Genomic DNA, 13,189 nt, shown 5'->3' with positions numbered 1-13,189 from the left:
GCTTTACTCACCGGAAAATGACGAGCTCTAGCGAGTTATTTTTCCGGTGCAGTAACTTGTTAGCTGCCCTGTGCAAGGGTCGAATCTAATAGTGATAACGACACGAGATGATCGTAATCGCTTTATCATCAACTGCGTACACCAACCTATTCGTATCATCAATACGTCGAGACCAAAAACCAGCTAAATTTTCCTTTAACGGCTCTGGTTTACCAATACCTTCAAACGGTGACCGTCTAACGTCGTTTATAAGCTTATTTATTCGTTTGAGCGTTTTTTTGTCCTGGGTTTGCCAATAAAGGTAATCGCTCCAGGATTCGTCAGTCCATGACAGTAAACGACTACTCATCAATTAAGTCTCTGCAGGTTGCCTTACCTGCTTTGAATTGTTCAATTGAGCGATTCAAATGCTCAGCATTTGCAGGTGAACGCAGTAAGTGCACCGTTTCTATCAAACTATTGTAGTAGTCTAGCGACATAACAACAGCGTCTTCCGAATCACGGCGAGTAATGACAGCTGTATCTGCGTCATTAACGACGGAATCTAAAACCGCTTTCAGACTATTTCTTGCTTCTGTAAAAGACACAATTCTCATACAACCTCCACACGTACAATTTACAGAATAAGTATAACCGCAAACCCCAACATGTACAATATGATGAACATGTCAATTATGGCGGCTAGCGCCTCAAACACCGGAACAGCTCTGCTGCGTCCGAGTGTTTTGACTTGTTAGCAGTTGCGATATACGTTCACCAAATCGTTGAATGGATGCATTTTTAACTAAGCCATTTCGATTCACCATAAATGGAATTACCGCAACAACTGATCCTTGGCTGTTTACACCCCAGAACAGGTCGCGATCATCGATGACCTCGTGCGTCAATTCAGATCCTTCGTCATAAAAGGCAGATTGAAACTCTTTGATGTAGGTCTTTCCCAGGCAAAGTATCAATTTTGGAGCGGCCTGCTCTGCCCACTTTCGCATTCGAGGAAACCGGAACGCCGAACACCATGCAAGGTAGTCTGCTTTGCTCTGGAAGCCCGTGATAGTTGAAAAATTGTCGTGCCATCGAGTATGACTGGTGTCTTTAAAGCCGATCGGGTAAAGGTTCATCTTGAAGTAACCGCGCCCACCATCAACAAACGGTTGAGCACGTTCTGCGAACTGTCTGTACTTTGATGTGATCCCGCCGTAGAGCACAGAAAGTATCTTCATTACCTGCCAGTTAAATATATAGGCAAGGTTCTCTTTCCAGTCGGCATAGCCTCTCGGCGGGTTATTTACATCCTCTTCCATGTGGGACGCTAGGGACTCTGGGGTATGGCCACCACCCCACTCTATGCCGCATACCCAAATTGCCGGGCTCGTTGGACTTCCAATATCTCCACCGTCACACCCAGAGTAACGTAGTCCCCAACTTTCAAACTCTCTGGATACTTCCATTAGCTGCCCATTCTTGTACTGCTAACGCTCGAGCACAGCGGCACGAACAAAGTGAGTGTCCAGCGCCGCAGGCGCGTGCTGATGCGCCTTGTTAACTGCCAACACCAAGGTTCCGCTTTTTCATATATGCCGACAACGCAACACCACCTGGTTGAATACTCTCACTAAGCGCTGAGAACACCCCTTTTTGGTCCTCAATGTTGCGATGCTGACCTAGCTTTTCCTTACCATGAATGTCGTCCAAAACAACTTTAAAGCCTACTACCGCCTGTCGTAGCCTTGATTGATAATCTTCGGGCATAGTTTCTGGCGCATTAAGCAGCTCAGGCTCATATTTCGCTACGAGTTGATTCATTGCCAGCTCGTTTTCTTGCTCGCTCAAGAGCTCCAAGACACCATAACAGTGAACTGCCGCATAATTCCATGTGGGTACGGCTGGCTTTGAGGTATACCATGTCGGCGATACATAAGAATGCGGCCCATTGAAAATAACCATGACGCGCTGGTTTTCCAGTACTTTCCAATGCGCGTTAGCCCTGGCGAAATGCCCATATAGGCAGCCTAGCGATCCCTCATCTGATTCATAAATCAAAGGCAAGTGCGTTGCAGTCAAATCAGCAGACACCAGAACACCGAATCCATACTCAGCAATAAACGTGTTAATCGCGTCTTCTTCAGACATTTCCATGTTTTTGGGGATGTACATATGTTCCTTATCTTTGAAGCCAGTTAACGCCGCCGTAATAGGCGCGACGCTAGGAGCGTCCTAGGCCGCGCTTTTTGCGGCCGAATTAACGGCCTTGTTAAGTTTATTTGACTCTTACTAACTTGACATTCATAAAGCCATTACCTTGTAGCAGAGTGTCTTCATCTACAATTTTCCATGCCTCTTCTGACTCACTGTCTTTAAATACAAGGTAGCTTTCCTCTCCTGATTCACGCACAAAAATATCATCAAACTCTGTACGCTGACCTTGTGACTCTATATAGTCAGAGCCGATAACGATCTTCTGGCTTCCAGCAGCACCAGCAAATGCATTCATAAACTCATTTGATGATCCGGCTTTGCTTTGATATTCCCCTTCGTAGCCATGACCACAGCCAACAAGAGTTCCGATCAGCGCCAAAATTGACGCATATTTAATCAACTTCATTAATTTCTCCTTAGGTTGAGTTGAAACTTAACGTCGCCATAAGCGGTGAGTAACAGTCTGCTACATTGTGAAACTAAGTGGAACCCGTTCCCCCCCCAAATATACACACATGTTATTGGTCAACATTACGCGGGTACATCCAGCCCACTTGATAAGCTACCACCATTTCTTTCAGACAAATAACCCAGTAAAATCCCCCTAATCACTCAACGCAGGCAATAACGAATCAGCGTATGAAAACCAATTTAATCACCCTTGGCGGTTATGAAAAGTTACAACAGGAGCTTGAACACCTTTGGCGGGTGGAGCGTCGCGAAACGGTGGAGAAGGTGTCGTGGGCGGCGAGCCTCGGCGACCGGTCTGAGAACGCCGATTATAAATACAACAAACAGAAGCTGCGTAAAATTGATGGCCGCATTCGCTACTTAACCAAGCGTCTGGAGCAGGTGAAGGTGGTGTATTATTCGCCGCAGCAGGACGGTAAGGTGTTTTTTGGTGCCTGGGTGGAAATTGAGGACGAGAAAGAGAACGTTCGCGCGTTTCAAATTGTTGGGCCGGATGAAATTTATGATCGCAAAGACGCGGTGTCTATTGATTCACCCATGGCGCGTGCCCTGCTGAAAAAGCAGGTGGACGACGAGGCGGAAGTTAACACACCTCAGGGCAGTAAAGTCTGGTTCATTAATAAGATAAGTTACCAACAGCCCGCGTAGCCAATTCGTGATAGTATTCGTCCCCATTATTTGTCGTAAAGTTTCAAAACTAAGAGATGTACTATGAGCCAGATACCGCAATTACTTGCTAATGAACTGAAGGTTGATGAACGCCAGATTTCGTCTGTTATCCAGTTGCTGGATGAAGGCTCAACGGTGCCCTTTATTGCGCGCTACCGTAAGGAAGTGACCGGCGGCCTGGACGACACGCAATTGCGTCAGCTGCATCAGCGCCTTCACTACCTGCGCGAACTGGACGACCGCCGCCAGGTAATACTCAAGTCGATTGACGAGCAAGGCAAGTTAACCGACGAACTGGCTCAGAGCATTAAAACGGCTGACTCGAAAACCGAGCTGGAAGATTTATACCTGCCCTACAAACCGAAACGCCGCACCAAAGGCCAAATTGCCATTGAAGCAGGGCTTGAGCCGCTGGCAGACTTGCTGTGGAGAGACCCAACACAAAACCCGGAACAGGTTGCAGCCGAATATATTGACGCCGACAAAGGCTTTGCCGATGCGAAAGCGGCACTCGACGGCGCTCGCGCCATTTTAATGGAGCGCTTTGCCGAGCAGGCGGAGTTACTAAAACGCTTACGTTCGCACTTATGGCAGAACGCACACTTAACCAGCACCGTTGCTGCGGGTAAGGAAAAAGAAGGCGCGAAATTCCGCGACTATTTTGAATTTTCTGAGCTGTTTAAGACCATTCCGTCACACCGCACGCTGGCATTGCTGCGCGGCCGTAACGAAGGCTTTTTGCAGTTGTCGATGGACGCTGATCCGGGCAGTGAAGATAAGACCGCCGGCTCACATTGCGAAGTGATTATTGCCGACTTCCTGAACTTTGAGCATAAAGGCCGCGCTGCCGACGACTGGTTGCGTCAGGTTATTCAATGGACCTGGCGGGTGAAGTTATCACTGCACATGGAAACCGAGCTCATGGCTCGCGTGCGCGAACGTGCCGAAGAAGCCGCGATTCAGGTATTTGCCAGTAACTTAAAAGATTTGCTGATGGCGGCACCTGCCGGTGCTAAAACCACTATGGGCTTAGACCCGGGCGTGCGTACCGGTGTTAAGGTTGCCGTGGTGGATGAAACAGGTAAAGCGGTTGCCACTAACACGGTATTCCCGTTCCAGCCGCAGAACCAAATGGACAAAGCCATGCGTACGCTGGCTACTTTGTGCAAGCAGTACAAGGTAGAACTTATCAGCATTGGCAACGGCACCCACTCGCGCGAAACCGACAAAATGGTCGGCGATATGCTCAAGCAGCACAGCGAAATTAAAGCCACTAAAGTCATTGTGAACGAAGCCGGTGCGTCGGTTTACTCGGCCTCTGAACTGGCTGCGCAGGAATTCCCGGACATGGACGTGTCACTCCGTGGCGCGGTCTCTATTGCCCGCCGCCTGCAAGATCCGCTGGCCGAGTTGGTTAAAATTGAACCCAAGTCTATTGGTGTGGGCCAGTACCAGCACGACGTTAGCCAGTCGCAACTGGCGCATAGCCTGGATGCAGTGGTTGAAGACTGTGTAAACGCTGTCGGTGTGGACGCCAACATGGCGTCTGCCGCTTTGCTGCAACGCGTGTCGGGTTTGTCGAAAACTCTGGCTAAGAATTTGGTTGAACACCGCGATGCGCACGGTGCATTCCGTAACCGCAAACAATTGCTGGATGTTTCCCGCATGGGACCAAAAGCCTTTGAACAGGCGGCAGGCTTCTTACGCATTAGTAACGGTGAGCAACCACTGGACGCCTCTTCGGTTCACCCCGAGGCTTATACTGTGGTTGAGCGCATTGCTAAAGAGAACGCGCTACCGGTACAAGAGCTTATTGGTAACCAGCAACTGATTAAAAACCTGAACGCTAAAAACTACACCGACGAGCGTTTTGGTCTGCCGACAGTGACCGACATTTTGGCGGAGCTGGAAAAACCCGGCCGCGATCCGCGTCCTGAGTTCAAAATGGCAGAATTTAAAGAAGGCGTTGAGAAAGTCAGCGATCTGAAGCCCGGCATGCTGTTAGAGGGTGTAGTGACTAACGTGGCTAACTTTGGTGCCTTTATTGATGTGGGCGTGCATCAGGACGGTCTAGTTCACATTTCAGCACTGGCGGACAAGTTTGTCAGCGACCCGCGCGAAGTGGTTAAAGCCGGCGATATCGTGAAGGTTAAGGTGCTGGAAGTAGACATTGAACGTAAGCGTATTGGCTTAACCATGCGTTTAAGCGATGAAGCCCCAGCCAATACAGCGGGCAGCGACAAGCCTAAAGCAAAAACAGGAAGCGGGCCGAAGAAAAAGCCTTCAGGTAATGGTGGTCGTGCGCCACAGCCACAAAACTCAGCAATGGGCAGTGCATTAGCAGACGCCTTTGCAAAAGCGAAGAAAGATTAAAACAGGATTGGGGTTAAGCGGTAGCGCTGAATGAGTCCACGGAAGGACGAACGCGCTTATCGTAGAAAGAAGCTATCATCTCGCCTCGTTCAGGAGACGACAACGTCTTTTTACCCTGCTCTTCAGGCGCTACGTCCGAAGACGCTGACTGGCTCTTGCCTTCGCCCTCTAAGCTTTTATTAAACGGCGCATTAATACTAATATCCGGAGTAGTGTTTTCGCCATCTTCTTCACCCGACTTTACCTGTTGCTGAGCCAGCTCTGCACGCGCCTGGGTAGCTTTATTAGCCGCTTCGGCAGCAATTGAACGATCGGCAGCCGATGGTTGTGCTGGTGCTAATGCGGCGCGTCGTACCAGTTGCATTTTTTGAATGGTAGCTTGCGGATCACCATTAACCGGGCTGACATCTATTTGAACTTCGCCGCCCACCGCATAAGACTTACCGTCAGGGCCACGTTCGTACTCATAGGAAGGAGAACCAGCATACTGACCACCAACTGCCGCGTGGGCTTGTTCGTGTACACGCACTTCCTGGTCACGGCTTTTTAGCTCATCGACTTTTTCAACTTCTTCTTCGCTGAGCTTCTGCTGATTCCTTTCAGCATTGTCAGTAACATCTTTGCTGGCTTTGTCGGTGGCTTTTTTGCTGTCCGGCTTACCATCTGCTTTCGCGTCGGGTTTTCTGTCGGTCTGGGTATCGGCTTTATTACCGGATTGCTCTGATTTGGCAGGTTCATTCACCAGCGGCCGCTGCAAATTATCCCTGTTCATCGACTCCGCAGGTGGTGCCGACGTTACAGGAATAGGCGGTAACGCTGGTGAGATATTCATACTAGAACATTAAGCGCTGGTATCAATCATTGTGCCTAGCACCTCGTCGGCAGTTTCTACCGTACGGGTGTTTGACTCAAAGTTAGTCTGCCCTTGGTTTAATGAAACCAGAGAGTCAGTCGTATTGGCAGCCGTAACACTTTGGCTGGTTTCAGACGCAGTTTCAGTTGCGGCCTGAGCCCCATTGGCAACGGCATTGCTTTGCTGCTGAACATCATTACGACCCGATGTTGAAGCAGACGCAATTTCCTGACTCGCTTGTGATACCTGCTGGTTTGCACGTTGCATACCCTGCAGGCCTGAGTTCATTGCTGCACCAATTTCCATCGTTTCCTCCCACGCGCTAAAACGCGTTACTTCGAATCTACTTATCAGTATCGGTCATATTTTAAACATTTTCAAGTACTGACAAATGCCATTCGTCGCAATTTTAATCGATACTTATGCGTGCTGCTGAATTTGGTTTAATAGCGCTTTCCAGGAGCGTTTTTGCGTTTCCAGCGAAGCCTTCATTTCATCAACCTGACGCTTCAACGCATCAAGATCGAGGTTTACATGCTCTTTTAGGGCTTTAGCTTTGGTGTCCAGAAGCTTTTTACGAGCCTGATAGTAAGCCTTCAACTGCTGGCCCATTTGGTCATAATGTTCCTGAGCCTTTTCAAACAAAGATTCCGGCGCCGCCTGAGCTTTTTGCTGAGCACGTTTTAACTGCATTTGCAGTTTCGCCCGCTCAACCTGATACGGCGAGCTGCGCTTTAAGTTTTTCGCCAGACCCAGCCATTTACTGGCCACGATAAGCCATTTAGTTGGGTCGAACTGCCACCAGCGAATACCGTTACGATAATCAGCAGCAAAAATGTGGTGGTAATTATGATAGCCCTCACCAAACGTCAGAAACGCCAGCACGCCATTGTCACGCGCAGTGTTTTTGTCGGTATAAGGCTGCTTACCCCAAATATGCGCCAGCGAGTTAATAAAGAACGTGGTGTGGTGGTTTAGCACCAGACGTAACACGCCAATAACCAATAACCCTGCCCACACATCGCCGAGCATGAAACCGGCGGCAATTGGCCAGCCAAAGTTCACAAACAGGGTTAGCGGCAGGTAATACTTATGCTGCCACATAACAATTGGGTCTTTCTGCAGGTCTTTAACGTTATCGTAGTCGGTATAACGGCTTGCCTGATATTCACGGATCATCCAGCCAATATGCGAGTACCAGAAACCGCGCTTAGCGGAATACGGGTCTTTGTCGTTGTCATCAACGTGCTTATGATGTTCACGGTGGTCAGAAGACCAGTGAAGCGCACTGTTCTGCAGCGCAACCGCACCGCCAATGGCAAAAATAAAACGAATTACGGGGTTAGCATCGTATGTACGATGCGCCCAAAGGCGATGATAGCCCGCTGTAATAGATAAGCCGGCGAAACACGCCGTGCCAAACATAACCCACCAAAACGCGGCACCAATGCCAACGTTGTAAGCGTATAAAGGTACACCAACAATGGCGACAATAAAGGTAATAGCGAACACCAGAGTGTTTAACCAGATAATGGGGGGCTTTTCAGAAATTTTTTGCATGCATATAACCTAAAACATTCAAATAAAGGCAGGCGTCTAATAGCGTACACCTGTACGCTGAATGTACGTGTTTTGTGTTCAAATTACAAGCGGTAAAAGTGTAAAAAGCTGTGTTATCATTCTTAATATACCCGCAAAGATGACTATACGACTATGGCCGGAATTCGCGCAAAGCAAAAAGAGAAAACCCGACAGGCGTTAATTAACGCGGCAATGAACCAATTAAGTGCCGAAAACGGTTTCTCCAGTTTGAGCCTGCGTGAGGTTGCGCGCGAAGCCGGTATTGCTCCCACGTCATTTTACCGACATTTTCGCGACATGGATGAGTTAGGACTCACTTTGGTCGACGAATGCGGTCTGGCTCTACGCCAACTGTTACGCCAGGCGCGTCAGCGCATTGAATCCGGCGGCTCTATTATTCGGGTATCTATAGAAACTTTTATGCAATTTGTGGCGAACAATACTGCCACCTTCAGGCTATTGCTTCAGGAACGCTCCGGTCGTTCACGCAGCTTCCGCTTAGCGGTAGTGCGCGAAATAGACCATTTTAAGGCCGAGCTGGAAGACTATTTGGTTAACGAACAATCGTTTAGCCGCGACTTGGCCGAGTTACAGTCGGACACTATTGCTAAAATCGTGTTCAGCGCCGGAGCAGACTGCTTTGACGTAGATGAAGAAGAACGAGAAATTATTACCGAGAAAACGATTCTGCAAGTTCGCTTAGTTGCCAGAGGCGCCGAAGCGACTCGCCGATTACTAAAACGAGAGTCCTAAAAAAGTAACCTTAATCAGAACAAGAAACTGGAGAACATTATGCTTTTACGTGCTGTAGGCGGTATGGCATTAGCAATCTGGGCAGCAGATATTGATGCCCGTGAGATGACGCTAATGGAAACCGTAACCACCAAAGCCATTCGTTCGGCTCAATTGTCGCCGGATGGTCGGTTCACTGCGGTTATCCGCTCAACGCCCCGTACTCCGTACGAAGACGATGACGGTTCCAGCTACAGTGAGTTAGTACTTATTAATGCTGACGGTCAGGAAACTTCATACCTAAGCAAAGATAAGAAGTTCAGCCGGGTCAGTTTTGGGCCGCAGAGCGAGTACCTTTACTTTACCGCTAAAGAAGAAGGCGATGAGTACCAGGAATTATATCGCATGCCTGTGCACGGCGGCGGCGTTCAATCGGTTTTTGAATTTGACGGTAACATTGGCAACTATGCAATTAGTGAAGACGGTCAACATTTAGCTTTTTTATCCTCAGGTAAAGACGATATCGACAAAACCAAGTTGTCGAAAAAAGGGTTTAAAGCCGAAGTTTACGAAGAAGACTTAACCTATACTCAGGTTTATCAGGTTTCGCTGGAAGACTTAAGCAAAGAAGCAACGGCTGTGACCTCTGAAGGCCAGCACGCGCTTTCGGTTAGCTTCCACCCGAATAACGAGCAGTTACTGGTTCGTACCGCACCAACTTCACTCATTGATGACAACTACATGAGCAGCCAATACCAGCTTATTAGCCTGGATGGCGAAGTGGTCACTTCTTTTGAAAGTGAAGGCAAGCTTGGTCGTGCGGAATTTTCACCGGACGGTCGTTATTTAGCTATGATCCGCGCAGCGGACTACAACGACCCTTCAGCGGGTTCTCTGTTCGTTTACGACACTCGTGAACAAGAACATCGCAACGTATTGCCTGACTACAATGGCTCTATAAAAGACTTTAGCTGGCGTACCGATGAAGAGATTATCTGGTTAGGTCACCGCGGTACCGAAACCGAAGTGCAGGCATTAACACTTAAGTTTTTAGAAAGCCGCAGCCTGCTAGATTTGGGTGAAGCCGTTTTCACCAGTCTGGACGGTGAAGCCGGTAAATCGGAATTTGTTTTAACGGGGCATCGTCCAAGCCACCCGAGCGAGGCGTTTAAATACAGCAACGGTCGTCTGGAACGTTTAACCGACTCTAACCCGTGGCTGGCTGAGATCGACATGCCTCGTCAGGAAACCATGACCTACGAAGCACGCGACGGGCTTAAGCTGGAAGGTATTGTGGTTTACCCAACCAACTACGAAGAAGGTAAAACCTATCCGTTAATGATGGTGATTCACGGTGGTCCTGAGTCGCATTACAGCAATGGCTGGTTAGATCGCTATGCATCACCAGTTAAGCATGCCGCAGCGAAGGGTTATGCCCTATTCTTCCCGAACTACCGTGGCAGTACTGGTCGTGGTGTCGAGTTCTCTAAGCTGGGTCAGAATGACTACGCGGGTAAAGAGTTCGACGACATTGTGGATGCGAAAAAACATCTGGTCGAGATTGGTTTAGCCGATGAGTCGAGCGTGGGTATTACCGGCGGTTCATACGGCGGTTACGCGTCGGCCTGGGGCGCAACAGCACAGACCGAGCACTTTGCGGCCAGTGTTATGTTTGTGGGTATCAGCGACAACTTGTCTAAGTTTGGTACTACCGACATAGCCAAAGAAATGCACGCCGTGCATGCCCGTAGCTATCCGTGGGACAAGTGGGAATGGTACTTAGAGCGCAGCCCAATTTACCACGCAGAAAAGGCACGTACGCCAATTCTTATTATGCATGGTAAAGAGGACACCCGTGTACACCCTTCACAATCTATGGAGCTTTACCGCTACCTGAAAACTCACGGCAAGGTACCAGTTCGCCTCGTGTTATACCCCGGCGAAGGCCATGGTAACCGCAAAGTGGCGGCACAGCTGGATTACAGCATGCGCTTCATGCGCTGGATGGATACCTTCCTGGTAGAAAAAGCTGAGGAAAAACCCTCGTTTGAACTGCCGCACGCTGAACAGCTTAAATAAAGCTGGCTCCTAATAAAAAGCCGGGATACTTCATTTGAAGTTCCCGGCTTTTTTGTCTCTGCAATTTTGTTATTTACCCGAAACGGCCCGCCATATTTCCTTCCAGCCCGGTTCTTTTCCGTAATACTGAATGCCCATAGCGAACAAGCGCCCCGCAACATTTCTCATCCAGTAAACAAAAACAAGCAGCAGCGCTAAACTCAGCAGCCATTCCCACACCGCAACATCAGTTTGCAGTAAGCGTGCAGGCATCATCGCAAAGGAGCTAACCGGCAGAATACTCATAACCGTGGCTAAAGTTGAGTCTGGCGCTCCAATTACGCTAAACCCTAAAAATACCGGCAGTAAAGGCACCAGCATTACCGTACTGCGAGAAGAGTGATTCGGGTCATCAATGGTTGCCGAAAAGCCCGCTAATAACGCGTTAATTAAGACCGTGCCCAATAAAACAAAGATAAGACTCAACAGGGCAGTACCAATTCCCCAGTCCAGCCCGGAGCCACTCTTATCGGAAAACGCAGCAACGACCAGGCTGACACCCAAAATCATTAAGCCAATAAAGAGCATCGCCTTAAGGCTGTGTAAGGTAATACCAATAATTTTACCATCCATCCATTGAGTGGGTGTCACAATGGTCAGCAACTGCTCGGTTACTCGCTGTTGCTTCTCGGCGGTGATGGACATCATCATTAAGCCAAAACCAGTAAAGACCCCAACCATAATCACCGCCAACAGCATTCCGGCGGAACCATCACTGGTATCATCTATAGAGGCGTCTTCACTTTCTTCAATAGAAAATGCAATTTCCGGTTTTTCATCAATTACCGCTTTTTCTTCCGGTGCCAGTGGTAACTGCTGAATGCGCAGATCCTGCAGTTGCTCCTGCAACTCAGTGCGCAACTCTTGCTGCCAGGTTTGTGATTTTTTCACCCAGACCTTAGCGGTTAGTTCCGGAGTAATAACAATCAGCGTATCCAGCTCTTCCGGTAACTGAGTTTTCCAGTTTTCTACTTCCATAGTACCGGCGCTGCGAATATTCAGAGCTTTGGGGGCATCAAACTCAAACCCCTGCGGCTGCCCTTGCTCATAGAAAATCGCGCCTTCGTATTCCTCGGAAAAAATTTGAGTAATAGCACCCCATCCGGCACTCACTGCAAAAATCCCCACCAATAACACAATGGAAAACAGTTCCTGTTTCCACTTAAAGAAACGCTTAAACTCCCACCATGAAATGGCTTTTAATTGTTTTAGATAACCTGGGCTTGTCTGCTTCATGACTGCGCCTCCCCGGTAGCGTTCTGATTACGAATGGTATTTAAGTACAAGTCATGCAGCCCCGGCTGAATTGGCGCAAAGGCTTTAATAGACGATTGCTGTGCCAGTTGTGGCCATAACTCATCTATACCGACGTCGGCGCGAAAGGTTATCTCCACTTGTTCTTCACTCACTTTACGCATGGACTCTATTTGCTCCACGCCCTGCCAGCTATCTAAAGCAAGCTGAGCGTTGGTTGTTACCCGGTACACCGGCTTGGGCAGCAAAGTATCGCGTATTTCCTGCAAGCTGCCCTGAGCTACCGCACGCCCCTTATTCATAAGCAACATGGTGTCGGCTAAACGCTCAACCAGCTCCATTTGGTGCGCACTTAACACCACAGTTTTGCCCCGCTCGCGCAACTCGTTTAATACCGTCAGCACGTGCTCCTGGTTTACCGGGTCTAAACCCGAAAAGGGTTCATCCAGAATTACCAGTTGCGGGTCGTGCAGCAGCGTGGCAATAAGTTGTACTTTTTGCTGGTTTCCCTTAGACATCTGACGCAAGGGCTCATCTTTGCGATCCGTCAGTTCGAACCGCTCCAGCCAGTTATCCATATCGCTGCGGATATCGCTCAGCTTCAATCCGCGCAAACTGGCAATATAATTCAGGTTATCCAGTATGGTTCGATCCTGGTATAAACCACGGTCTTCAGGCAGATAAGCAAAGTCGTGATAGGTCAGCTCAACACTCTCGCCGTTGTTTTCAACGAGGATTTCACCTTCGTCGGGCTGAGTCAGGCCAACCAACATACGAACCAGAGACGACTTCCCGGCACCGTTGGGGCCAAGCAAAGCTTGTATCTTGCCGGGTTGAATATCGAGGGAGATAGCGTCTACCGCCGTTACGGTGCGGTAACGCTTAGTGACATTATTAACTGAAAGGCGCATGTTATTTTTCTGTTATTTGCTTAAGAAGCGC

At 48.8% G+C, this 13,189-nt stretch carries 14 protein-coding genes; 4 read left to right on the top strand and 10 right to left on the bottom strand.

Going from position 1 to position 13,189, the window contains the following annotated elements; translation table 11 throughout:
• Positions 1-85: 85 nt before the first annotated feature.
• The 5 genes from U0358_RS01585 to U0358_RS01565 form a co-directional block, all read right to left on the bottom strand.
• A complete protein-coding gene (locus U0358_RS01585) occupies positions 86-349 on the bottom strand; it encodes a Txe/YoeB family addiction module toxin (RefSeq protein WP_322406799.1) in 264 nt (87 codons plus the stop codon).
• Positions 342-596, bottom strand: a complete 255-nt coding sequence (locus tag U0358_RS01580; protein WP_322406798.1) for a type II toxin-antitoxin system Phd/YefM family antitoxin — start codon at positions 594-596, stop codon at positions 342-344. Before U0358_RS01580 ends, U0358_RS01585 begins: the two co-directional genes overlap by 8 nt.
• Positions 597-689: 93 nt before the next feature.
• Positions 690-1,301, bottom strand: a complete 612-nt coding sequence (locus U0358_RS01575; protein ID WP_322406797.1) for a hypothetical protein — start codon at positions 1,299-1,301, stop codon at positions 690-692.
• A gap of 238 nt (positions 1,302-1,539) precedes the next feature.
• Positions 1,540-2,154, bottom strand: coding sequence for an FMN-binding negative transcriptional regulator (locus U0358_RS01570; RefSeq protein ID WP_322406796.1), 615 nt, complete (start codon positions 2,152-2,154; stop codon positions 1,540-1,542).
• Between the two features lie 103 nt (positions 2,155-2,257).
• Positions 2,258-2,602 (bottom strand): hypothetical protein, encoded by a 345-nt coding sequence (locus U0358_RS01565; RefSeq protein WP_322406795.1) that lies wholly within the window; start codon positions 2,600-2,602, stop codon positions 2,258-2,260.
• A 233-nt stretch (positions 2,603-2,835) separates the two neighbouring features.
• Here U0358_RS01565 and greB point away from each other — a divergent pair, with 233 nt between their 5' ends.
• A complete protein-coding gene (gene greB, locus U0358_RS01560) occupies positions 2,836-3,315 on the top strand; it encodes a transcription elongation factor GreB (RefSeq protein WP_322406794.1) in 480 nt (159 codons plus the stop codon).
• Between the two features lie 63 nt (positions 3,316-3,378).
• Positions 3,379-5,709 carry a Tex family protein gene (locus tag U0358_RS01555; protein ID WP_322406793.1) on the top strand — a complete coding sequence of 777 codons (2,331 nt, stop codon included), beginning with the start codon at positions 3,379-3,381 and terminating at the stop codon, positions 5,707-5,709.
• A 13-nt stretch (positions 5,710-5,722) separates the two neighbouring features.
• Here the strand turns inward: U0358_RS01555 and U0358_RS01550 are convergent, their stop codons facing one another.
• From U0358_RS01550 to U0358_RS01540, 3 genes are all read right to left on the bottom strand, one after another.
• The gene (locus tag U0358_RS01550; protein WP_416182999.1) at positions 5,723-6,481 is read right to left on the bottom strand and encodes a putative metalloprotease CJM1_0395 family protein; all 759 of its coding nucleotides are present in this window, start codon (positions 6,479-6,481) and stop codon (positions 5,723-5,725) included.
• Positions 6,482-6,550: 69 nt separating this feature from the next.
• Positions 6,551-6,868 (bottom strand): flagellar basal body rod C-terminal domain-containing protein, encoded by a 318-nt coding sequence (locus U0358_RS01545; RefSeq protein WP_322406791.1) that lies wholly within the window; start codon positions 6,866-6,868, stop codon positions 6,551-6,553.
• 114 nt (positions 6,869-6,982) lie between these two features.
• Positions 6,983-8,122 carry a fatty acid desaturase gene (locus tag U0358_RS01540; protein ID WP_322406790.1) on the bottom strand — a complete coding sequence of 380 codons (1,140 nt, stop codon included), beginning with the start codon at positions 8,120-8,122 and terminating at the stop codon, positions 6,983-6,985.
• A 153-nt stretch (positions 8,123-8,275) separates the two neighbouring features.
• Here U0358_RS01540 and fabR point away from each other — a divergent pair, with 153 nt between their 5' ends.
• Positions 8,276-8,896, top strand: a complete 621-nt coding sequence (gene fabR / locus U0358_RS01535) for an HTH-type transcriptional repressor FabR (RefSeq protein ID WP_317498204.1) — start codon at positions 8,276-8,278, stop codon at positions 8,894-8,896.
• A gap of 39 nt (positions 8,897-8,935) precedes the next feature.
• On the top strand, positions 8,936-10,954 hold the full coding sequence (locus U0358_RS01530; protein ID WP_322406789.1) for a S9 family peptidase: 2,019 nt from the start codon (positions 8,936-8,938) through the stop codon (positions 10,952-10,954).
• A 69-nt stretch (positions 10,955-11,023) separates the two neighbouring features.
• Here U0358_RS01530 and U0358_RS01525 read toward each other — a convergent pair whose 3' ends face one another.
• Together U0358_RS01525 and U0358_RS01520 are read right to left on the bottom strand one after the other, a co-directional pair.
• Positions 11,024-12,229: an ABC transporter permease gene (locus U0358_RS01525; protein ID WP_317498202.1), complete on the bottom strand. Its 1,206-nt coding sequence runs from the start codon at positions 12,227-12,229 to the stop codon at positions 11,024-11,026.
• Positions 12,226-13,158, bottom strand: a complete 933-nt coding sequence (locus tag U0358_RS01520; RefSeq protein WP_322406788.1) for an ABC transporter ATP-binding protein — start codon at positions 13,156-13,158, stop codon at positions 12,226-12,228. Before U0358_RS01520 ends, U0358_RS01525 begins: the two co-directional genes overlap by 4 nt.
• Positions 13,159-13,189: the final 31 nt, after the last annotated feature.

This window comes from Idiomarina sp. PL1-037, from assembly GCF_034422975.1.
Classification (GTDB): domain Bacteria; phylum Pseudomonadota; class Gammaproteobacteria; order Enterobacterales; family Alteromonadaceae; genus Idiomarina.
The sequence above is the reverse complement of the archived record's forward strand: the minus strand, read 5'-3'. Positions and strand labels throughout refer to the sequence as shown.

What these genes read in the sequence shown, in the direction of transcription:
- U0358_RS01570 (WP_322406796.1), bottom strand. Translation starts at nt 2,154, where the DNA reads ATGTACATCCCCAAAAACATGGAAATGTCTGAAGAAGACGCGATTAAC.
- greB (WP_322406794.1), top strand. Translation starts at nt 2,836, where the DNA reads ATGAAAACCAATTTAATCACCCTTGGCGGTTATGAAAAGTTACAACAG.
- U0358_RS01525 (WP_317498202.1), bottom strand. Translation starts at nt 12,229, where the DNA reads ATGAAGCAGACAAGCCCAGGTTATCTAAAACAATTAAAAGCCATTTCA.
- U0358_RS01555 (WP_322406793.1), top strand. Translation starts at nt 3,379, where the DNA reads ATGAGCCAGATACCGCAATTACTTGCTAATGAACTGAAGGTTGATGAA.
- U0358_RS01575 (WP_322406797.1), bottom strand. Translation starts at nt 1,301, where the DNA reads ATGGAAGAGGATGTAAATAACCCGCCGAGAGGCTATGCCGACTGGAAA.
- U0358_RS01545 (WP_322406791.1), bottom strand. Translation starts at nt 6,868, where the DNA reads ATGGAAATTGGTGCAGCAATGAACTCAGGCCTGCAGGGTATGCAACGT.
- fabR (WP_317498204.1), top strand. Translation starts at nt 8,276, where the DNA reads ATGGCCGGAATTCGCGCAAAGCAAAAAGAGAAAACCCGACAGGCGTTA.
- U0358_RS01530 (WP_322406789.1), top strand. Translation starts at nt 8,936, where the DNA reads ATGCTTTTACGTGCTGTAGGCGGTATGGCATTAGCAATCTGGGCAGCA.
- U0358_RS01520 (WP_322406788.1), bottom strand. Translation starts at nt 13,158, where the DNA reads ATGCGCCTTTCAGTTAATAATGTCACTAAGCGTTACCGCACCGTAACG.
- U0358_RS01585 (WP_322406799.1), bottom strand. Translation starts at nt 349, where the DNA reads ATGAGTAGTCGTTTACTGTCATGGACTGACGAATCCTGGAGCGATTAC.
- U0358_RS01565 (WP_322406795.1), bottom strand. Translation starts at nt 2,602, where the DNA reads ATGAAGTTGATTAAATATGCGTCAATTTTGGCGCTGATCGGAACTCTT.
- U0358_RS01550 (WP_416182999.1), bottom strand. Translation starts at nt 6,481, where the DNA reads ATGAACAGGGATAATTTGCAGCGGCCGCTGGTGAATGAACCTGCCAAA.
- U0358_RS01540 (WP_322406790.1), bottom strand. Translation starts at nt 8,122, where the DNA reads ATGCAAAAAATTTCTGAAAAGCCCCCCATTATCTGGTTAAACACTCTG.
- U0358_RS01580 (WP_322406798.1), bottom strand. Translation starts at nt 596, where the DNA reads ATGAGAATTGTGTCTTTTACAGAAGCAAGAAATAGTCTGAAAGCGGTT.